The sequence below is a fragment of the Odoribacter sp. N54.MGS-14 genome, assembly GCF_000980295.1.
Taxonomy (GTDB): domain Bacteria; phylum Bacteroidota; class Bacteroidia; order Bacteroidales; family Marinifilaceae; genus Odoribacter; species Odoribacter splanchnicus.
Window position 1 is genome coordinate 73,836 of sequence record NZ_LARL01000005.1, and the last position, 20,861, is coordinate 94,696.

Consider the following 20,861-nt stretch of genomic DNA (forward strand, 5'->3'; position numbering starts at 1 on the left):
ACTTTTAAATATCTAAAATGCCTAAGCTTTGAAAACATCGAAAGCGCCAAAAGGACACTGCTTTAAAATGCCTTTCTGACGTTTTCAATCATCTTTGACGCTTTTGACGTAATTATTTTTTACCGCAAAGTTCTGTCAGTACCCGATTGGTTGATTTCGGGTGAAGGAATCCGATTTGAAGTCCTTCTGCTCCGGTACGGGGAGCTTTGTCGATTAACTGACAACCGGCTGCTGCTGCTTCGTTTAAAGCTTCGGCTACATCTTCAACGGCAAATGCCATGTGGTGCATACCGCCACCATTTTTTTCTACAAATTTCCCGATAGGACCTTCAGGATCGGTAGATTCCAACAATTCGATTTTTGTCTGACCTACTTGAAAGAAAGCTGTTTTTACTTTCTGATCTTTTACTTCTTCTACTGCATAGCATTTCAGTCCTAATACATTTTCATAAAATGGAATAGCTTCTTCCAGACTTTTGACGGCAATACCGATGTGTTCGATATGAGTTGGTTTCATGATCAATAAATTGATTTGTTAATAAATTGTATTTTAAAATGTTTGATTTTCATCGTTTTATGTTGTATAACATATTTTTTTACGCACTCAAACGTCTTTTCGAAAACGTTGTTATTGCAAAAAGCGTTCCAAAATTACGTATTGTTCTTACGATTATCAAGCAAAATCGGAAGATTATTTTCAGTTTTTCATGTTTAGAACAGTTTTAAATAACAGACGATACATTTTCAGGTTTGAGGGGATTCGAAAGGGAAAACCGAAAACTTTTCGATAGGAAAAACGTATAAAATTTGAATCTTCTTTCAAAAAAAGAGTAGGACAAAAGACTTTTTGAAAGAAGAAATAATATTTAAATCTTCAGATTATGAACAAACAGAGATTTGCTGTCATTATTGTGGCTCTCATCGGCTTGATAGCTACTTTTTTACCTTGGTATAAAATTGTACAATTGGGAACAATATCCGGAATGTCTTCGTCGGGCTGGTTTACCTTTATCATGTTTATCATAGTGATTATTCTGGCTTTGAGAAAGGATCTGCATGAAGATCTTTCGATGGGAATTTCCTGGAGCATTACGATTTGTAGTTTACTGGCATCGTTCGTCGTTTTGTGGAAAATTATCGATGTCTGGTTTGCCCAGGAAGGAATGTTTAGCCTTGGTGGCGGTATGGAGGGAATATTGGGAAGTCAGGTCAGTATCGCTTACGGAGCCTGGATTGTTACTATCGCCGGGATCTGTGTCCCGTTTGCCGGTTATTTGTTCCGCAATAAATCCTTTCGGCGGGTTTGAGAGAAATTTTTTACTTTTTGCCTTTCCCCTTTTGGCTTTTTTCTTTATCTTGTGACACTTTTTAAACCGTACTTACTAAAAATTGAAAGATATGTTTGAAACAAGTGTTTACAAAAACAGACGCGCCCGTCTGAAAGAAAAAGTGAAAAGTGGTTTGGTGTTGATCCTGGGAAATGGGGAGGCCCCGGCTAATTATACGGATAATACTTATAAGTTCCGTCAGGATAGTTCGTTTCTCTATTTTTTCGGTCTGAATCAACCCGGTTTTGCAGGAGTGATCGATATCGATTCGGGGGATGAATATCTGTTCGGGAATGATGTGGATATGGATGATATTATCTGGATGGGACCTCAACCGAGTGTAAAGGATATGGCAGCCCGGGCCGGCGTGTCGAAGACCGCTCCTTTTGCCCGGCTGGCGGATTGTATGAAAACGGCGATTTCTCAGGGACGCCGGATTCATTTTTTACCTCCTTATCGTTTCAGGAATATGCTCTTGCTCGAAGAGTTGTTGGGTATCCGGCCTGCTTTGGTGAAAAATTATGCTTCGCTGGAACTGATCAAAGCTGTGGTCGATCTCCGCTCGGTAAAAGAACCTTGTGAAATCGAGGAAATCACCAAAGCTTGTAATATCGGTTACGAAATGCATACAGCTGCTATGCGGAATTGTAAACCGGGAGTCAAGGAACAATATATTGCAGGGCTGATCGAAGGAATTGCAGCTTCGTACGGAAGTATGGTGTCGTTCCCTGTGATCCTGTCGCAGAACGGTGAAACACTCCATAATCACGATCATAGCCAGATCCTTCAGGAAGGACGTATGATGCTGACGGATGCCGGAGCAGAAGAAGTGTCCCATTATTGTTCGGACTTTACCCGTACGGTTCCGGTCGGTGGGAAATTCCTGACCCGCCAGAAAGAGGTTTATAATATCGTATTGGCTGCTAATAACAAAGCGATAGAGATAGCTAAACCCGGGGTGACTTATCAATACGTGCACCTGGAGGTATGTAAGGTGCTGGCACAGGGTTTGAAAGATCTCGGCCTGATGAAAGGAGATGTAAACGAAGCGGTTGCTGCCGGGGCGCATGCCTTATTTATGCCTCACGGACTGGGACATATGATGGGATTGGATGTACATGATATGGAAGACTTGGGACAGATCTATGTGGGATATGACGATGAAACCCGGCCGATCGACCAGTTCGGAACTTCATCGTTGCGGATGGGGCGCCGGTTGCAGGAGGGATTTGTCATTACCGATGAACCGGGATGTTATTTTATTCCGGCATTGATAGACCAATGGAGAGCACAGGGGATGCATAAAGAATTCCTGAATTATGACAAGATCGAAACATTCAAGGATTTCGGAGGTATCCGTTTGGAAGATGATATCCTGATTATTCCCGGAGGTTCGCGCTTCCTGGGAGATAAACGTACTCCGATTACTGTCGAAGAAGTTGAGGAGATTATGCGTTAAGGGGTGTTTTTTTTAATCTGATATTCAAATTAGAGGTTAAATATTTTTATTTGCAAAATAATATTTAAAATCGTAAGGATGCATAGAAGTTTTTCTATGCACCTTTTTTATGGTTTTGTGTAAATCAGATGTAAATGGAAAAATGGTAGAATTATTCTGTCGTTACTTATTCGTCTTCGGTATTCGTGTTTGGTGACCCGGTCGCTTCTGTCGGTCGTCTGGCTCTTTCTTTCACTGACCGGCGGAACTCCTCACTCCGCAAAAAACTTTACGTTACGTTTCCGTCAGACACCACCGGTCGGACGTTCAGAAAAAGCAAGACGACACTCGCCAGAGCTCCAATGGTCCCCGAACACGAATACCTTCGACTCCCGTCATCACTGCCTGGCAAGCTAAACCGGACCTGAAAACCATAAATTTCAACGAAAAAAGATTTTCCGGTAAAGTAACCCAACTATCCATAATCCGATAGAGGTGAGCCGGTATTTTATTCTATAAAATTTTTCTAATTCTTCCTTTGCCAGGTCGTGTTAACGTGAGATGCAGGGTTTTGTGGCGGAAGACCATTGGAGCAGGAACGAGTGTCCGGTTAGGTTTTCCGAACGCCCGACCGGTGGTGTCTGACGAGCTTGCGAGGAGTTCCGCCGGTCAGTGAAGGAAAGCCTTAGCGGACCGGTCCAGGCGAACCGGTCTGATGGGATAAAACCCGGAATCGGAATAGAAAGAAAAAATAAACCTACAATTAAACGATAATATCCCGTCTGCTTATCGCCAAAAATCAAAGGGGCGGTACCCTGGGGGGCGATTTATCGAAGATGGGCTCGACTATCTTTCCGGAAGCCGCTTTGAATGGTATATTGATGACCGCTGGGGAGAACAAGTATTTAAAACGGATGAAATCGGTATCTACGGTGGTTGGGACGATTCGTTTAAGCAAACGAAATGTCGGTCCCGAGCTTATGTATGGGGAATATTCGTGGATGGAAAAGAAGTGGAACGGGGGGACACCGATGTTGATAAAAGTAGGAAACTTTTTTCTTGTAAATCTTTTCTGTGAAGGGAAAAAACACTAATTTAGGCGTCTCTTTGGGATTGAAATAAAGTAAAACATAAAATATTGAATCTATGAAGTTTGTCGTATCAAGCAATACATTGCTGACCCGTTTGCAAGCGGTAAGTAAAGTGATCGGTGGAAAGCCCGTACAACCTATTCTGGATAATATCTTGTTGGTGGCTACCGAAGGTGTCTTATATGCAACAGCATCTGATAAAGAGACGACCATGGAAGCCCGGATAGAATTGGAAAGTCTGGAAGAAGAAGGTAAAATAACGATATCTGCCAAAATATTGCTGGATATTTTGAAGGAATTTCCCGAACAACCGTTGACATTCGAAATCAATACGGAGACCAATGAGGTGAAAATTATTTCCGAGAAGGGAGAGTTTTCTGTGCCGGGAGAAAGTGCCGAAGATTATCCGATACAGGCAGCACTCAACGATAGCAGCAACGACCTGACCTCTAAATGCGGTTTGATTCTGGAAGGAATTGTGAAGACGATATTTGCAACGGCCAACGACGATCTGCGTCCGGTTATGAACTGTATCCTGATCGAAATGAACGAAGATAATTTTACCTTTGTCGCTTCGGATGCTCACAAATTAGTTCGTTACAAACGGTTCGACGCCAAAAGTGAAAACGGACAGTTCTCTTTGATTTTACCGAAGAAACCAGCCTTGATGCTGAAGAATATTCTGCCGAAAGACGACTCGGAACTGAAGATCTCTTTTAACGATAAAATGGCTTGCTTCGTATTCGGTGATTATAAAATGACTTCTACTCTGGTCGAGGGACGTTTCCCGAATTATAATTCGGTTATCCCGCAGAATAACCCGAAAAAGATTATCATTGAAAAGAAAGAGCTTTACAATTCTTTACGCCGGGTGTCTGTCATGGCCAATCAGGCTAGTAATCTGGTGAAATTCGATGTTGCAGAAGGAAAAATCGTCATTTCAGCCCAGGATATGGATTATTCGATGTCGGGACACGAAACACTGACTTGTCAGTATGAAGGCGAGAACATCGCTATCGGTTTCAAATCGCCTTTCGTCCTTGAAATTCTCTCTAATATCGAATCTGAAAATGTGGTGCTGGAGTTATCCGATCCGACTCGTCCGGGATTGTTCCTGCCGTTTGAAAACGAGGACAACGATGAAGATTTGTTGATGCTGCTGATGCCGATGATGGTGTAACGGAAAGACTTATCCGATAGAATAGTAAAGGTAAAAATGAAAGATAAAGAGTCGTTTGATTGGTTTTTATAGTAAATCGAACGGCTCTTATGATTTATGGGTAGGAAAGTGTTGCTTGTCCTTGTCCTGCTACGGAAGAGATTATAAATTTTGAAGTATATGAAACTGAATTTAGCTAATCCCATCGTTTTTTTCGATCTGGAAACCACGGGAATCAATATTGCTAAAGACCGGATCGTGGAAATTTCGGTATTGAAAGTGTATCCGAACGGTAAGGAGGAACAAAAGACCATCCGGGTGAATCCGGGAATGCATATCCCCGAAGAAGCGTCTGCTATTCATGGCATTTACGATGAAGATGTGAAAGATGCTCCGATGTTCAAGCATATTGCCCGCGAATTGGCGCATTATATCGAAGGATGTGATTTGGGAGGATATAATTCGAATCGTTTCGATATCCCCTTATTGGCAGAAGAATTTTTGCGTGCGGAGGTGGATTTCGATATGAGTAAACGGAAGTTTGTAGATGTACAAACTATTTTCCACAAAATGGAACAGCGTACCCTGTCGGCTGCCTACCATTTTTATTGTGATAAATGTCTTGAAGATGCCCATACGGCTGCAGCCGACACGATGGCTACCTATGAGGTGCTGATGGCCCAGCTGGATAGATATGGGGAAAAGCTGGAAAATAATATCGATTTCTTAAGTAAGTTTTCTACCCAAAACAAGAACGTCGACTTTGCCGGTTTTATTATTTATGACGATAAAGGGGTAGAAGTGTTTAACTTCGGTAAGAATAAAGGAGTGCCTGTAGAGAAGGTGTTGAAAGAACAACAGGGATATTATGATTGGATGATCAAAAGTGATTTCCCACTTTATACCAAAAAGGTGTTGACTAAGATTAAACTGAGAAGTTCCGGGTTAGTAAAAGGGGTGTAGCTTCCTGTAGGAACGAAACCGGAAACGGGAGATATGGGTGAACTGGTAAGGAAGGAATTAAAAAGTTTTTTTGCCTCGCTGTCAGGCTATGTGGTGTTGGTGTTTTTTCTGCTTGCTAATGGTCTGTTTTTGTGGATCATTCCGGGAGGATATCATATTCCGGCAAGTGGCCTGGCCGACATGCAGGCTTTTTTTACCCTTGCTCCGCTTTTGTACCTTTTTCTGGTTCCTGCTCTTTGTATGCGCCTATTTGCAGAAGAAAGGCGTACCGGTACGCTGGAGTTACTGCTTACCCGCCCGCTAACTACCTGGCAGATTGTCGGAGCAAAATATCTGGCCGGATTTCTGTTGGTGCTCTTTTCGATATTACCTACCCTCGTTTATCCGGTCAGTTTATGGTTTTTAGCCCAGCCGGTCGGACATATCGATGTGGGAGGAATTATAGGTTCGTATATCGGGTTGATTTTCTTATCCGGCATATATGTGGCTGCCGGGGTTTGGGCTTCGGCTTTGACCGAAAATCAGATTATTGCTTTTCTCTACACCCTGGTGGTGGCTTTTTTGTTGTATACCGGTCTCGACTTTATAGCCGGTATTCCTTTGTTTGAAGATTATCAGACTTCGATTCAGTTTTGGGGAATTCATTTTCATTATGAGCCCATGTCGCGGGGGGTCATCGCTTTTAGCGATGTCGTTTATTTTGTCTCCTTCGTTTTTCTTTTTCTGTGGGCTACCGTACGGCGGTTTCACGGAATACGGTTAGGCGGGGGCTATGTTATAATAGCTTTTGTGGTTTTGAATCTGGCTTGTACCCGGGTTTACCTGAGGGCGGATATTACCGATGATAAGCGTTATACGCTTTCCGAATCCACCTGTTCGTTGCTCCGGGGAATCGACCGGGGAGTCAGTGTAGATATTTTTTTGGGTGGAAAATTACCTGCCGGTTTGCAAAAATTGCAATATGCATTGACCAGAAATCTCGAAGAATTCCGCCGGCTTTCGGGAAATAATTTCCGTTATCAGCTGATCGATCCTACGGAAATACAGGATCCTGAAGAGAAAAAGGCTTTAGTAAAATACCTGGCAGAACGGGGAATCCTGCCGATAAATCTGAATCGCAGAAGTGAAGACGAGACTTTATCCCAGCAGATCATTTTTCCCGGATTAATCATTTACGATCAGGAAACTGAAGTAAGTGTCAATTTATTACAGAATGTGCCCGGAAATAGTGCAGACGAGAATATCAACCATTCTATCGAGGCATTGGAATATGAATTGACAAAAGCGATTCGGTTACTGATACAGAAACAAAAAAAAGTAGTCGGTTTTTTGGTAGGACAGGGCGAATTGACTTATCCGGAAGTGATGGATATGGCGAAGACACTTTCCTATTATTATCAGGTCGATCTGGTGAGTTGTGATAGCCTGGCGACCGACTTGAAACGCTATGCTGCTTTGATTATCGCTAAACCGACGAAAGATTTTTCTGAGCGGGATAAATACGTTATCGATCAGTATCTTATGCATGGTGGACGGTTACTATGGTGCTTGGACGAAGTGGATGTAGATCACGAAGTGTTGAAAAATCAGGAGACTGTACCTGCTGTTTATCGGCCTTTGAATGTGGAAGATATGTTGTTCCGCTATGGGGTAAGGATAAATCCTGATCTGGTATTGGATGGAAATTGTGTGCTGATTCCTGTGATTACCGGGATGAACGGGACGACTCCCGACTATAGTCCGGGTTGCTGGTATTATTCGCCCTTATTACTCGCCCGCGGACAACATCCGGTAACGGCCGGATTGCAACCGGTACGGGTGGATTATGCCAACAGTATCGATACGGTGGGAAAAAACGATGGACTGAAAAAGACCGTATTGTTGTCCACTTCCTCTTATGCGGCTGTTATGAAAACTCCTTGCCCTGTATCGTTGTCGATAACCGAGGAGAAGATGACTCCCGATCGGTTCAATCGTCGGTTTGTACCGGTAGCAGTAGCTGTCGAGGGAAATTTTACTTCTCTGTTCCAGTACCGGAATCGGGAAGAAGTGGCGGGACAGCCTTTTAAAGCACAGAGCGGTTATAGTCGGGTGATCGTAGTAGCTGACGGGGAGGTGATCCGTAATCAGGTGAGAGGGGTGGGGGAAAATGCCCGGATCGTACCCTTGGGCTATGATGAGTATAGCGGACAGATGTACGGAAACCGTGATTTTATTCTCAATTGTGTCAATTGGTTGTGTGATGATGAGGGATGGATGCAGCTGAGAGGACGGAATTTGTCCTTATATCTATTGGATAAAACCCGGCTGAAAGCGGAACGTACTTCGTGGGAAATGCTGAATTTATTATTCCCTATATTTATCGTCGCTGTTGGGGGAGGAATCTTTGCCTGGGGAAGAAAATCAAGAAACCGGAAGAGGGGTTCTACCCGTTTTAACGATTTAAGATAGAAATTTCCGATGACTTCTATTCAACTTTTTTTAGTGAAAACCGTATAAAAGAACAAATGAGGTTTTTACTGGTTTTTCCCATAAAAAATATTTTTTAACTTAATAGGGGAGGGTTTGGCTTATCTTTTGATAGAAGAGAGGCGTCTTTGTGAATGAATTTAAAAAAAAGAAAATAAATCGAGAATCATGAAATTGAGATTATTTATTTTGTCGGGTTTGTGTGCTTGGATCGGTGTTTCCTGTGGAGGAAAAAAAGAAAATACCGGCCAGGAAAGTATTCGTCCGGTACGGGTGGTAAAAGTAGAATCACTGGGAGCTATGCAAAAAATGTATACCGGAGTGGTACAGGCTGAAGAATACAGTAAACTGGCATTTAAGGTTTCCGGGCCGTTGGTTGAAATGAATGTGGATGCAGGACAGAAGGTGAAGAAGGGGACAGTCATCGCTGCTGTCGATCCTTTGGATTATAATTTGCAATTCGAAGCCAATAAGGCGGCTTATGTCACCTCCAAATTGCAAATGGAACGAAATAAGAAGTTGTTGGCGATGCAGGCGATCTCTAAACAGGATTATGAAATAGCCGAAGCGAACTATGTAAAAGCCAAATCGGCCTACGAGACTTCGCAGAATACATTGGCCGATACAAAATTGAGAGCACCGTTCGACGGTTTTGTAGAACAGAAATATGTTGAAAATTATCAAAAAGTGCAGCCGGGAGAATCGATTATAAAATTGGTGAATCCGGATAAATTGGAAGTCGGTTTTATCCTTCCCGAGACTAATGTCAGGTTGACCCGTGAAAAAATGCAAGTGGCGGTCGAATTCGATACTTACAAAGGCAAATGGTTTAAGGCAGAGGTGAAAGAATTTGTGGATGCTTCTCCCGACGGGAGTGGGATACCTGTGCGACTGGCCATTACCGACAAGAGCTTTAACCGCGATGTGTATAATATTTATCCGGGTTTCTCTTGTAAAGTGATCCTGAGTATCGATAATGAGACCGGAAAAGGCTATACTGTGCCGTTAAGTGCTGTATTTAAAGATTTAAAAACTGACGAAACTTCGGTTTGGTTGTATCATACAGCCGATGAGACGGTCAAAAGACAAAAAGTCACTACCGAGCAATTGTTGGGGACAGATCGTGTTTTGGTGACCGAAGGATTGGAAGCCGACGATATTATCGTGGTTGCAGGAGTGAATTATATCGTTAATGGACAGAAAGTTGCCGTTATTGAAAATTAGAAATTAAAATTGAAACCATATTGATATGAATATAGCAAAGTATTCATTGGATAATCCGAAGGTCATCTACTTTTTTCTCTTCGTCATGTTGATCGGAGGGGTGATTTCTTTCGGTTCGCTGGGGAAAAAAGAAGATTCGCCTTTTGTGATTAAGACAGCCGTATTGATTACTCAGTATCCGGGAGCTTCTCCGAAGGAAGTGGAACAACTGATCACAGAGCCGATTGAAAGGGAGATTCAGTCTATGCGGCGTGTCTATAAGATCAAATCCGATTCATATTACGGTATGTCGAAGATCAATATCGAATTGAGTCCCGCAACTCCGCCCGAAGAAATGCCGCAAATGTGGGATGAACTCCGGCGTAAGGTATTGAATGTTCAGTCGCAATTGCCTCAAGGGGCATCCGATATTAAAGTTTCCGATGATTTTGGAGATGTTTTCGGTATCTATTTCTCTCTGACAGCCGACGAAGGATTTAGCTATCATGACCTGAGGGAATGGGGACAACGGCTGAAAACCGAGTTGGTTACGATCGAAGGTGTGCAGAAGGTGGCCCTGTTCGGAGAACAGACCGAGGTGGTCAATGTTTTTATTTCTATGTCGAAACTGGCCAATTCGGGGATCAACCTGAATTCGTTGATGCAGACCATTAAATCACAGAATTCGTTGATCAATACCGGAGAAAAGAGAGCAGGAAATATCCAGCTCAAGATTCTGGCTGAAGGAACGTACAAGAATCTGACCGATATCAAAAATCAGTTGATTTCTACCGAGACCGGGCAACAAATCCGTTTAGGAGATATTGCTGTGATTGAAAAAGGATATATGGAACCGCCCAGTACCCTGATCCGGGTAAATGGCAGGAAAGGGATCGGTATCGGAGTTTCTACGGCACCCGACTATGATGTGGTGAAGGCCGGAGAGGCTGTGCGGTTGAAGTTGGCACAACTGGAAGAACAAATGCCGGTAGGGATCGAAATGGTGACGCTGTACCCCGAGGATCAGATCGCCCGGGAGGCGAACAACGGCTTTATCCTGAATCTGATCGAGTCGGTGGTGATCGTGATTTTTATCATTCTTATCGTCATGGGAGTCCGGGCCGGTATTCTGATCGGTAGTTCGTTGATATTTTGTATCGGAGGAACACTGTTGATCATGCAGTTTATGGGAGTAGGATTGAATAGAACTTCCTTGGCTGCTTTTATTATAGCCATGGGGATGTTGGTGGATAATGCTATCGTGGTCACCGATAATGCACAAATAGCGATCAAGCGGGGAATACGCCGCCGGCAAGCCTTGATAGACGGGGCTACTACGCCTCAATGGGGATTGCTGGGGGCTACGATGATCGCCGTATTCTCTTTTCTGCCTTTATATCTGGCGCAATCTTCCGTAGCGGAAATGATCAAACCTTTGTTTATTGTGTTGGCCGTTTCTTTGTTACTTAGTTGGGTGCTGGCGTTGGCTCAGACAACTGTTTTCGGAAATTTCATTTTGAAAGAAGGTTCCGGTGAGACTGGAAAAGATCCGTACGATACTCCTTTTTACCATAAATTCGGTAAATTCCTGCGTTTGCTGATCCGCTTCAAGGGGACGACGATGTTAGTGATGGTGGGGTTATTTATGCTGGCGATGACGATTATGGGGTTGATGCCCCAGAATTTCTTCCCTAATATGGATAAACCCTATTTAAGGGCCGATTGCTTTTTACCTGAAGGATACAGTATCCGGGAGACAGAAAAAGAAATGGGAAAGATCGAAGAGTTTTTGTTACAACAGGAAGAAGTCGTGAATGTATCGGCTACATACGGAAGCTCACCACTTCGTTACTATCTGGCCAGTACTTCTTTCGGTCCGAAATCTAATTTCGGTAATTTCCTGGTCGAAGTAAAAGATAAAAAATATACGGCTCAGGTAGAAGAACGCCTGAATAAATATGTCCGTGAAAACTATCCGGATATCCTGATCCGTTCCTCTTTATTTAAGCTTTCGCCGGCAGTGGAAGCGAATATTGAATTCGGTTTTATCGGAGAGAATATCGATACGCTTACGATGTTGACGGAGAAGGCAATGAGTATCATGCACGAATGTGATATGGTTACCGATATCAAAAATAGCTGGGGAAATAAAGTACCTGTCTGGGAGCCGGCTTATTCGCAGGAACGGGGACAACGGCTGGGGATTACCCGGCAGGCAGTGGCCTATGCCCTGAAAATTGCAACCAACGGTTTGCCTTTGGGCGATTATCGGGAGAAGGATTTGTTTATGCCTATTTTGCTGAAAGAGGAAAATATCGAATCGTCGAATATCGATAATATGAAGACCTTACCTGTATTTTCCCAGTCGGGATATGCCGTCCCTTTGGCTCAGGTGGTGGACAGCTTTGCCTTCGGATATAATTACAACGTAATTAAGCGTTATAACCGCGATAAGGTGATGATGGCACAATGTGACTCCAAACGTGGAGCCAATACGATGGCAGCTTTTGCGCAGGTAAAAAAAGCGATTACCGAGGGTATGGATATCCCTCAGGGTTACCGGATGCAGGTCTTCGGGGAAAATGAAACTCAGGAAGAGTCGAATTCGGCTATGGCTGCCAATTTACCGTTGACCTTTATCCTGATGTTCATCGTGTTGTTGTTTTTGTTTAAAACTTATCGTAAACCGACGATCATTTTGTTGATGGTGCCCCTGATCTTTATCGGAGTTGTCTTCGGATTGGCTGTAACCGGGAAAATGCTCGATTTCTTTGCAATCCTGGGGGTATTGGGGTTGATCGGTATGAATATCAAGAATGCTATTGTGCTGGTAGACCAGATCGGTATTGAAGAAGAGAAAGGTACTCCCCGGCTGGAAGCTATTATCGAAGCTACAAAGTCGAGAATTGTGCCGGTAGCGATGGCTTCGGGGACGACGATACTCGGTATGCTGCCTTTGCTGTTCGATGCTATGTTCGGCGGAATGGCCGCTTGTATCATGGGAGGATTATTGGTGGCCAGTCTGTTGACTATTTTTGTTTTACCTGTTACCTATAGTTTGTTGTTCCGGGTGAAAGTGACAGATACCCCTGAGGTAAGAATGAATGAGGAATAATAAAAAGAATGGATAAAAATAAACGGAATGAAAAAAATATATTTAATCGTCGGAGCAATGCTTTGGGGTGGAATAGTTGACGCCCAGACGTTGTCGGTGGAACAATACCGGCAAAAGGTGTTGGAATATAATCAGGATATCCAAAAGTCCCAACAGGCTGTAAACGGGGCTTTATATTCCCTGAAAGGAATTAGAACGGGCTTTTTTCCGAAATTGGATATTACCGGAAACTATTCCTATCAGTTGGAGAAGGTGGAGTTCTTGCCCGGAACCGACCTGAAACACGATAATTATGGAGTAGAAGCCGGATTGGTACAGAATGTCTATTCCGGGAGCGCTGTCCGGAAACAATATGATGTAGCTAAATTGCAACATGCTATTGCTCAGTTGTCGGTAGAACATACAGTGGATAACATGATTTATGCCGCCGATGTCAGCTATTGGTCGGTGGCCGCAAACCGCAATCTGTATGAGCTTTCAGAACAATTCGTTCAGATTGTAAGGGAATTGTATGAGATTGTAAATAAACGGTTTGAAGAAGGAGCTATCAGTAAAACAGATGTATTGATGGTGCAGAATCGTTTGAAAGAAGCTGAACTACAATTGAATACGAATTCGACGAATTATAAGACAGCACTGCAATCTTTGAATATTATGATGGGAGTGGAGCCGGATGCTGCTGTAGTTTTGACCGATTCTATTCAAAAAGTGCTTTGGGTTCCTAAGCAGGAAGGGTTGAATAAGGCCCTGGAAAGAAGAGCCGACTATCAATCTGCCATTATGGGGATAGAGATGGCGAAATTGCAGACCGATATGGCCCGTTCGAAGTATTTGCCCCAATTGGCTGTCGGTATAAAAGAAAAATACGGAACGACTTTGTTGAATGTGGACGGAAAGGCTCAATGGGCGACTACGGCTTATGCACAAATCAATATACCGGTGTTCCATTGGGGAGAAATGCGGCAGAATGTGAGATTGAGCCGGACTCAGGAATGGACCAAAGAACTGGAAAGAAGCCAGCTCAAGGACCAGGTAAGTAAAGAGCTGAATAATGCCTGGGTGAATGTGATCGAAATATCCAAAAAGCTGGAGATCGTATATTCTTCTCTCGATATAGCAAAGGACAACCTGACGTTGAATACGTTTAGTTATAATGAAGGGAAACTGCCGATTATCGATGTGTTGTCGGCCCAGGTGAGCTGGTTACAGGCGTATACCAATGTGGTTTCTGTCAACTATCAATATAAAGTAGCCTTGGCCGAGTATGCCAAAGCTTTGGGGGGAACGGACCGTTGAGTCTGTCAGGAATAACGGCGCGGATACCGGAAGACGATAGCCGATAGGGCACATATCCCGATCAGCATCGGATAGTACAGGTATTGAATGATGGAAAGCGGGGAGATGGAGGCCAGACCTGCAGCGATCAGCATTTGAGCTCCATAGGGTATGATTCCCTGGATAAAACAAGAAAATGTATCTAATATGCTGGCAGATTTGCGGCAGTCGATGCCGAATCTGTCAGCTATATTTTTAGCTATAGGACCGATGGTGATGACAGCGATCGTGTTGTTGGCCGTACAAAGATTGGCCAGACAGACTAAACCGGCGATACTCAGCTCTCCGGCACGTTTGGAATTGACATGTCGGGTGAGTTTGACGATGATGTAATCGATCCCTCCGTTGTATCGGATCATTTCGAGCATACCTCCGGCCAATAAAGTGATAATGATCAATTCCCCCATGCCTGTGATACCTGCTCCCATAGCACCGAACCAGCCGAACAAATCGAAACCGGAAGAGAGTATACCGATAAGCCCGGAAGTTAATATCCCCAGAAATAATACGAGCATGACATTTATGCCGGCTAAAGCAGTTGCGAGAACGATGAGATAAGGGATAACCTTGATCCATTCGACGGCTTCGATCTGCGTGGGGGTATGGATGTGCATGCCGGCAAAGACATAATAAAAGAGCAATAGGATGGCTGCCGGCATGACAATTAAACTATTGACCTTGAATTTATCTCTCATTTCACACCCTTGAGTTTTGGTGGCTGCAATGGTAGTGTCAGAGATAAACGAAAGATTATCTCCGAAGAAGGCCCCTCCGACGACAATAGCTACCATATAGGCTAGTTCTACACCGGTTTTATCGGCGATTCCTATAGCAACAGGAGTGAGGGCTACGATCGTTCCGACGGAGGTCCCGACCGATAAAGAAATAAAACAAGCGGCGATAAAGATACCGGCCAAAAGCAGGTTGTCCGGAAGAATGTGTAAAGTCAGATTGACCGTGGCGTCTATGGCTCCCATCGCTTTGGCCGATTGGGCGAAGGCTCCCGCCAGAATAAATATCCAGATCATCAAAAGGATATTTTTATCCGAAGCACCTCCGGAGAAATGAGCAATCCTTTCACTCAGACCGAGATGACGGGTCATGGCGATAGCTGCGATGGAAGAGATCACGAAAGCGACAGTGATCGGTACTTTATAAAAATCATTGGCGATAAGAGAAGTGACCAGGTAGACTCCCAGAAATATAAATAAAGGACTTAAAGCCAGTAAAGAAGGTTGCTGCGTGTATTGCTTCATGTATTTTTATATTTTCAGCGTGCAAAGTTAACGGATTAATTGAAAAATCAATTCGAAATATCGTTATCGGAATGTGCCTGACCACTTTTGTGAGAATCCGTGTTTTTAGCAGCAATATAAAATCCCTTGCCAGGGGTCCATTCCACGCAGAAGAGCGAATCGATATCTTCGTATCCCAGTTTTTTAATTGAGCCAGTAGCCAGGTTTCCTTTTTTCCGGCATTATCCAGTGAATTTTGCAGGATCGATCCATTATTGACAAAAAGATAAGATTCGGAAATATTTCGTTTCAGTGAAACGGTGAGCTTGCCGTTTGTCTCGAAGCGGGCATCGTCTACATCGAACATCGAGAATATACCCACTTCCCGCAACATGGTCCGGAATTGTTCCATTTCCAGACCGTTACGTTTGAATTCTTTGAGATTGATTTGTCCGTTCCTGACGATCATAACCGTATCTCCTTTGACTAAACGCCTGATCAGACTGAAACGCAGCAAGTAGCGGATAGTCATATTGACGATTGTCCAGGTTCCGAGCGCAAAGATCATATACCATACCGACAAGTCCGGATTATAAATCACGCCTCCGATCAGAGCTCCTAAAACAAATGCATTGACCGAGTCGAGGGGAGTGAGCTGGGCCATTTGTGTCTTGCCTGAGATGCGGAGAAAAAAGATCACTCCGGACATACCGATGATGATTTTGATAATAATGCTGAGGATCATAATATACCTTAATTTCATTCTGAATTAGGAGAATTACGCTTTTGCAAAAGCTTTGTTACAAATTCCCGAATTTTTAGCCGATACAGAAAGCAACCAAAAATAGATTTATTCCGTTAGTAGGTTAATAAATGAAGTTGATTAATTAAAATTTATTGGAATGAAGAAAAATATTTCAACTTGGCAGTTGGCCTTGATGACGGCAGCTGCAGTGATTAGTTTGAGAGGATTGCCGATGATGGCTCAGGAGGAGCTGACGATGTTTTTTTACATTTTCTTTGCTACTTTCCTGTTCCTGATACCGGCGGCTTTGGTCGCTGCCGAATTAGGTAGCGCTTTTGCCGACCGGGGTGGTGGAGTATATACTTGGGTGAAAGAAGCCTTTAACCGGAAAATGGGATTTACGGCGATTTTTTTGCAATGGATTCAGAATGTAGTCTGGTATCCGACAGTACTTGGATTTGCAGCCGCCTCTATCGCATATATGATCGGAAAACCCGACTTGTCGCAGAATGGCTGGTTTGTAGGGTTGTTTTCTATTGCTATGTATTGGCTGGCTACCTGGTTGACCTTTAAGGGCACCTCGATTATTTCCCGGATTACCAGCCAGGGATTTTTATTAGGAACCGTATTACCCGGAGTGGTCATTATCGTTATGGCGATTATTTGGATTGCAGGAGGTAATCCGATTGCTTTCGAACATGTCCCGGATACGGTTACTCAAGTGGTCAACGTAAATGCCGGGCATGTACATCCGCGTTTTTTCCCTCATATGACGGGGATCAGTGATATCGCTTTTTTGGCGGGTATTTTACTGTTGTTTGCCGGAGTCGAGGTACATGCCGTACATGTCCGGGAAATGAAAGAACCTCAAAAACAATTTCCTGCTGCCATGTTTTTAGCTGCCTTGATTTCTTTTGCCTTGTTCACTTTAGGCTCTCTGGCAGTAGCGATAGTTACTCCTTATGATCAGATCAACTTACAAGCCGGATTGTTCGTCAGTTTTCAGCAATTGTTCAGTCATTATCATATCGGGTGGTTGACTAATGTGATGGGATTGTTAGCGGCTTTCGGAGCTTTGGCCGGGGTTATGTCATGGATTTCCGGCCCTAGCCGTGGATTATTATGGACGGCTAACGATGGACAATTGCCTGATTTCCTGAAAAAAACCAATCGGAATGGGGTACAGACTCATATCCTTTTTATTCAGGGAGCTATTGTATCGGTTTTATCTTCCCTGTATATCATTATGGATGATGTCAGTGTGGCTTTCTTTTTGTTGAGTGCTTTGACGATCGGACTTTACCTCGTTATGTATATGATGATGTATGCTTCAGGAATAAAATTGCGGTATACTCAACCTGATCTGAAAAGAAGTTATAAAGTGCCCGGAGGTAAGATGGGCATGTGGCTGATTGCGGGAGTCGGTTTTCTGGCTGTCGCCTTTTCATTTATCGTTACCTTTTTTCCACCTTCGCAGTTGCCGGTCGGTAGTCCTGCCTTTTATACGGGGTTAGTAATTGTCGGTACGGTAGTATTTGTGGGCATTCCGATCCTTATCAGCACGGTTATGGCCAGGAGAAATCGGAAAGGACAGTAATATTTACGGTTTTACCAACCGAGCAATTTGAGGATAAGTAGTGTGTATTCCTTTCCGAGTATTTCCCGTAACCGTCTGTATGCACTTTTTTTCATTGATTTGACGGTGTTGACAGAGATATGCAGAAGATCTGCGATTTCAGTATTATTGTTGCCCTCCAAACCGAGCTGGATAATTTCCCGGGTTTGCGGGGGCAATTGGCTGATGGCGAAACTGAGTAAACGGAGTGTTTCCTGATAAGTAATTTCGTGAAGACAATTTTGCTCTTCTTCCTCTTCCCGTTGTGAAATATATTTTTGTGCGATCTGGGAATGTCGCAAATGATTAAGACAAAGGTTGTGTGCAGTCGTATAAGCGAAAGATTTGGCTTTTTCGATGGCGTAAAAATTTTCTCTCTTCTCGTATAAACGGACAAAAACATTCTGAGCTATATCCTGAGCTACAGGCTCTTCTCTTACATATTTTAAGGAGAAGAGATAGACAGGTTCATAGTAAGTATTGAAAAATAATTCAAATCTTTTATTGTTTAGAAGCATTTTATTTGCCGGTCGTTTATACTGATATTCGGAAACAAAAGTAATTTTTTTTTTTCAGATGCGCACACCCACTTGTTGATTTTAAGTGTTTCAGTATAAAATACACATAGAAATGAGAGGGTTTGAAAATAGGTATGAACTTGCACATTTGATTAGCTGCCGGCTTATGGGGACTATTACTCCGGAAGAAGAGGAACGGTTTCAGAAGTGGTGGAAAGAATCGGAATCCCATGAAAAAGAATATGAGATTATATGTAAGCGTCTGATTGTTGATTTACGGAGAACGGAGCATCCGGATTTGCATAAAGCCTGGAAAGGAGTGTGGAGCAAACTTCCCCGTACGAGGAGGCTATTCTGGTCCTGGCATTCGGGGGCTGCTGTTTGTGCCGGAGTGATTTTGCTCCTGGGATTGGGGTGGATATTTCTACCGGCTGATGATTTGAATATATCTCGGTCGGGGAATGACCGGTGTGCGGGGACTGTGTTGATTCTCGGTAATGGAGAATTAATTGATTTGGGAAAGAGACAGGAAAGGGTGGTCGATGCTGGAAAGGGAACGAAAATCAGGATAGGGGAGAACGTGGTGAGTTACCAGACAGGAGAACAAGAAGAAGCTCCGATACAGGAAATGAATACGGTACGGGTCCCCCGGGGAAGTGAATACCGGCTGATACTGTCGGATGGAACGAAAGTATGGCTGAATGCTGAGTCGCAGCTGATTTATCCGGTCCGTTTCACAGGAGAAAACCGGGAAGTAATCATGAAAGGGGAGGCATGTTTTGAAGTGGCGAAAAAAGAAAAACAGCCGTTTGTCGTGAAAGTGGATGAAATAGAAGTGTTAGTGACGGGGACTTTATTCAATGTGGAGGCTTATCCCGAAACTAAAGAGGTAAAGATGACTTTGGTCGAAGGGCGGGTCGAGGTGAAGACAGAAGAGCACCGGCAACTGTTGAGCCCGGATGAACAGGCTCTTGTAGATAAGCAGGAAGGACAAATCCGGGTGAGAAAAGTGGTTGCTGAAGAGTATATCGGCTGGACCAGGGGAGAATTCCGTTTTACGCGGACGAGGCTGGAAGAGGTGATGACGAGGTTGGCACGTTGGTATGATGTAGAGGTATTTTTTGCAGTCCCGGACTTGAAGAATGCCCGTTTTACGCTGAATTTGGAACGCTATGACAATATAAATAAAATATTGTCGAAGATTGAAAAGACGGGACGCGTGCATTTCCGTATTCAGGGACAGTGTATTATTGTGGAATAATAAAAACAGCGGAGTATAGTGGCATATACCCCGCCTTTAGTTATAAAACCCTTGCTCTACCGACATAGAGCAAAAAATTGTTATAAACTCTAATTACAAAAGTATGGAAAAAAAGTCAAGAACAGGTGATTCCGTGTTCCTTAAATTACCACGGATGTTTTTAATCATGAAAACGGTATTTATCTCATTGGTGTGTACATTGAATGTACAGGCTAATGTGTTTTCCCAACACACGAAGTTCGATATTGCGATGAAAAATGTTACGGTATCGGAGGTTTTGTGTTATTTAGAAGAAATCAGCAAATACCGTTTTGTGTATGACAGCGATGCAATTGATCGCATGCAGCGGGTGGATGTAGAGATGAAGGGAACGAAGTTGGAAACAGTGTTGGAAAGTATATTCGTGAAAAGTGGTTTTTCATTTGTCATAGAGGATGGGGTGGTGATCATCCGCGAGGCTGGAAAGAAACAGATAACGGCTGGAATACTCCCGCAATCCCGGAAAATTACCGGTCGGGTAAGGGATCATGGAGGCAATCCTTTGCCTGGAGTGACCGTGGTTTTAAAAGGTACCTCTGTCGGAGTAGTGACGGATGTGGACGGTCACTTTAAAATGGATCTGCCAGCCGATCATGAAACTGTGCTGGTGTTTTCATTTGTCGGGATGAAAACTCAGGAAGTGTACTATAAAGGGGAAAAAGAATTGAATGTAGTGATGGAAGAAGATGTGAAGCAAATGGACGAGGTAGTTGTGACCGGAATCTTCTCTAAATCGAAAGAAAGCTATACTGGTGCTGTGTCGGTGATTACGGAAAAGGAATTGAAAAGTTTCGGTAACCGGAATATCCTGACAACGCTTCGGAATATCGATCCTTCTTTCAATATCCTGGAAAGTAACGAATGGGGTTCTAACCCGAACCGTCTGCCGGAAGTGCAGATCCGCGGAGCAGCCAACATGCCGGACGTCGACCAGCTACAAAGCGATACGAAGGCGGAACTGAACACTCCTTTGATCATCATGGACGGTTTTGAAATCACTTTGGAACGGATGATGGACCTGGACGACAGTGAGGTGGAGACGATCACCCTGCTGAAAGACGCTTCGGCAACCGCCATATACGGTAGCCGTGGTGCGAACGGAGTGATTGTCATTACAACGAAAGAGCCGGAACCCGGAAAGTTGCGGTTTTCCTATACGGGAAGTTTAAATCTTGAAGTGCCGGATTTGAGCGATTATGATGTGCTGAATGCCAGGGAAAAGCTGGATCTGGAACTCCGGTCCGGATATTATGACAATGTAAGGGCTGAAAAAGAAGTGGCTTTGAAGCAAAAATACAATGAAATTCTGCAACAGGTGGAGCGGGGAGTGAATACCTACTGGCTGTC

General features: G+C 43.7%; 15 protein-coding genes and 1 pseudogene. 12 read left to right on the top strand and 4 right to left on the bottom strand.

Annotated elements, in window-relative coordinates; translation table 11 throughout:
- Positions 1 to 112: 112 nt before the first annotated feature.
- Complete coding sequence (mce, locus tag WS42_RS02175) at positions 113 to 517, bottom strand: methylmalonyl-CoA epimerase (RefSeq protein WP_013611336.1); 405 nt, start codon at positions 515 to 517, stop codon at positions 113 to 115.
- 364 nt (positions 518 to 881) lie between these two features.
- Here mce and WS42_RS02180 point away from each other — a divergent pair, with 364 nt between their 5' ends.
- The 9 genes from WS42_RS02180 to WS42_RS02220 all read left to right on the top strand — a co-directional run bounded on the left by WS42_RS02180 (position 882) and on the right by WS42_RS02220 (position 14,062).
- Positions 882 to 1,307 (top strand): hypothetical protein, encoded by a 426-nt coding sequence (locus WS42_RS02180; protein ID WP_013611334.1) that lies wholly within the window; start codon positions 882 to 884, stop codon positions 1,305 to 1,307.
- A 91-nt stretch (positions 1,308 to 1,398) separates the two neighbouring features.
- Positions 1,399 to 2,787 carry an aminopeptidase P family protein gene (locus tag WS42_RS02185; protein ID WP_046450703.1) on the top strand — a complete coding sequence of 463 codons (1,389 nt, stop codon included), beginning with the start codon at positions 1,399 to 1,401 and terminating at the stop codon, positions 2,785 to 2,787.
- An 815-nt stretch (positions 2,788 to 3,602) separates the two neighbouring features.
- Positions 3,603 to 3,860 (top strand): hypothetical protein, encoded by a 258-nt coding sequence (locus WS42_RS02190; RefSeq protein ID WP_046404211.1) that lies wholly within the window; start codon positions 3,603 to 3,605, stop codon positions 3,858 to 3,860.
- 52 nt (positions 3,861 to 3,912) lie between these two features.
- The gene (dnaN, locus tag WS42_RS02195; RefSeq protein ID WP_046450704.1) at positions 3,913 to 5,037 is read left to right on the top strand and encodes a DNA polymerase III subunit beta; all 1,125 of its coding nucleotides are present in this window, start codon (positions 3,913 to 3,915) and stop codon (positions 5,035 to 5,037) included.
- A 159-nt stretch (positions 5,038 to 5,196) separates the two neighbouring features.
- Positions 5,197 to 5,979 (top strand): 3'-5' exonuclease, encoded by a 783-nt coding sequence (locus WS42_RS02200; protein WP_013611331.1) that lies wholly within the window; start codon positions 5,197 to 5,199, stop codon positions 5,977 to 5,979.
- A gap of 33 nt (positions 5,980 to 6,012) precedes the next feature.
- On the top strand, positions 6,013 to 8,430 hold the full coding sequence (gene gldG, locus WS42_RS02205) for a gliding motility-associated ABC transporter substrate-binding protein GldG (protein WP_013611330.1): 2,418 nt from the start codon (positions 6,013 to 6,015) through the stop codon (positions 8,428 to 8,430).
- Positions 8,431 to 8,616: 186 nt separating this feature from the next.
- Positions 8,617 to 9,672: an efflux RND transporter periplasmic adaptor subunit gene (locus WS42_RS02210; RefSeq protein ID WP_013611329.1), complete on the top strand. Its 1,056-nt coding sequence runs from the start codon at positions 8,617 to 8,619 to the stop codon at positions 9,670 to 9,672.
- Between the two features lie 25 nt (positions 9,673 to 9,697).
- On the top strand, positions 9,698 to 12,766 hold the full coding sequence (locus WS42_RS02215; protein WP_022160242.1) for an efflux RND transporter permease subunit: 3,069 nt from the start codon (positions 9,698 to 9,700) through the stop codon (positions 12,764 to 12,766).
- Between the two features lie 27 nt (positions 12,767 to 12,793).
- On the top strand, positions 12,794 to 14,062 hold the full coding sequence (locus WS42_RS02220; RefSeq protein WP_046404556.1) for a TolC family protein: 1,269 nt from the start codon (positions 12,794 to 12,796) through the stop codon (positions 14,060 to 14,062).
- Positions 14,063 to 14,067: 5 nt separating this feature from the next.
- On the opposite strand, the gene WS42_RS02225 is transcribed toward WS42_RS02220, so the two are convergent.
- Both WS42_RS02225 and WS42_RS02230 read right to left on the bottom strand, forming a co-directional pair.
- A complete protein-coding gene (locus WS42_RS02225; RefSeq protein WP_046404557.1) occupies positions 14,068 to 15,357 on the bottom strand; it encodes a Na+/H+ antiporter NhaC family protein in 1,290 nt (429 codons plus the stop codon).
- A gap of 47 nt (positions 15,358 to 15,404) precedes the next feature.
- A pseudogene (locus WS42_RS02230) lies at positions 15,405 to 16,081 on the bottom strand (DUF421 domain-containing protein).
- A 157-nt stretch (positions 16,082 to 16,238) separates the two neighbouring features.
- Here WS42_RS02230 and WS42_RS02235 point away from each other — a divergent pair.
- On the top strand, positions 16,239 to 17,678 hold the full coding sequence (locus tag WS42_RS02235; protein WP_022160244.1) for an amino acid permease: 1,440 nt from the start codon (positions 16,239 to 16,241) through the stop codon (positions 17,676 to 17,678).
- 11 nt (positions 17,679 to 17,689) lie between these two features.
- Here the strand turns inward: WS42_RS02235 and WS42_RS02240 are convergent, their stop codons facing one another.
- Complete coding sequence (locus tag WS42_RS02240) at positions 17,690 to 18,214, bottom strand: sigma-70 family RNA polymerase sigma factor (protein WP_013611323.1); 525 nt, start codon at positions 18,212 to 18,214, stop codon at positions 17,690 to 17,692.
- 112 nt (positions 18,215 to 18,326) lie between these two features.
- On the opposite strand from WS42_RS02240, the gene WS42_RS02245 reads away from it, so the two are divergent.
- Complete coding sequence (locus WS42_RS02245; protein ID WP_022160245.1) at positions 18,327 to 19,475, top strand: FecR family protein; 1,149 nt, start codon at positions 18,327 to 18,329, stop codon at positions 19,473 to 19,475.
- 166 nt (positions 19,476 to 19,641) lie between these two features.
- Positions 19,642 to 20,861, top strand: a 1,220-nt coding sequence (locus tag WS42_RS02250) for a carboxypeptidase-like regulatory domain-containing protein (protein WP_286728141.1), incomplete at its 3' end; no start/stop codon positions are given.

What these genes read in the sequence shown, in the direction of transcription:
- mce (WP_013611336.1), bottom strand. Translation starts at nt 517, where the DNA reads ATGAAACCAACTCATATCGAACACATCGGTATTGCCGTCAAAAGTCTG.
- WS42_RS02180 (WP_013611334.1), top strand. Translation starts at nt 882, where the DNA reads ATGAACAAACAGAGATTTGCTGTCATTATTGTGGCTCTCATCGGCTTG.
- WS42_RS02185 (WP_046450703.1), top strand. Translation starts at nt 1,399, where the DNA reads ATGTTTGAAACAAGTGTTTACAAAAACAGACGCGCCCGTCTGAAAGAA.
- WS42_RS02190 (WP_046404211.1), top strand. Translation starts at nt 3,603, where the DNA reads ATGGGCTCGACTATCTTTCCGGAAGCCGCTTTGAATGGTATATTGATG.
- dnaN (WP_046450704.1), top strand. Translation starts at nt 3,913, where the DNA reads ATGAAGTTTGTCGTATCAAGCAATACATTGCTGACCCGTTTGCAAGCG.
- WS42_RS02200 (WP_013611331.1), top strand. Translation starts at nt 5,197, where the DNA reads ATGAAACTGAATTTAGCTAATCCCATCGTTTTTTTCGATCTGGAAACC.
- gldG (WP_013611330.1), top strand. Translation starts at nt 6,013, where the DNA reads ATGGGTGAACTGGTAAGGAAGGAATTAAAAAGTTTTTTTGCCTCGCTG.
- WS42_RS02210 (WP_013611329.1), top strand. Translation starts at nt 8,617, where the DNA reads ATGAAATTGAGATTATTTATTTTGTCGGGTTTGTGTGCTTGGATCGGT.
- WS42_RS02215 (WP_022160242.1), top strand. Translation starts at nt 9,698, where the DNA reads ATGAATATAGCAAAGTATTCATTGGATAATCCGAAGGTCATCTACTTT.
- WS42_RS02220 (WP_046404556.1), top strand. Translation starts at nt 12,794, where the DNA reads ATGAAAAAAATATATTTAATCGTCGGAGCAATGCTTTGGGGTGGAATA.
- WS42_RS02225 (WP_046404557.1), bottom strand. Translation starts at nt 15,357, where the DNA reads ATGAAGCAATACACGCAGCAACCTTCTTTACTGGCTTTAAGTCCTTTA.
- WS42_RS02235 (WP_022160244.1), top strand. Translation starts at nt 16,239, where the DNA reads ATGAAGAAAAATATTTCAACTTGGCAGTTGGCCTTGATGACGGCAGCT.
- WS42_RS02240 (WP_013611323.1), bottom strand. Translation starts at nt 18,214, where the DNA reads ATGCTTCTAAACAATAAAAGATTTGAATTATTTTTCAATACTTACTAT.
- WS42_RS02245 (WP_022160245.1), top strand. Translation starts at nt 18,327, where the DNA reads ATGAGAGGGTTTGAAAATAGGTATGAACTTGCACATTTGATTAGCTGC.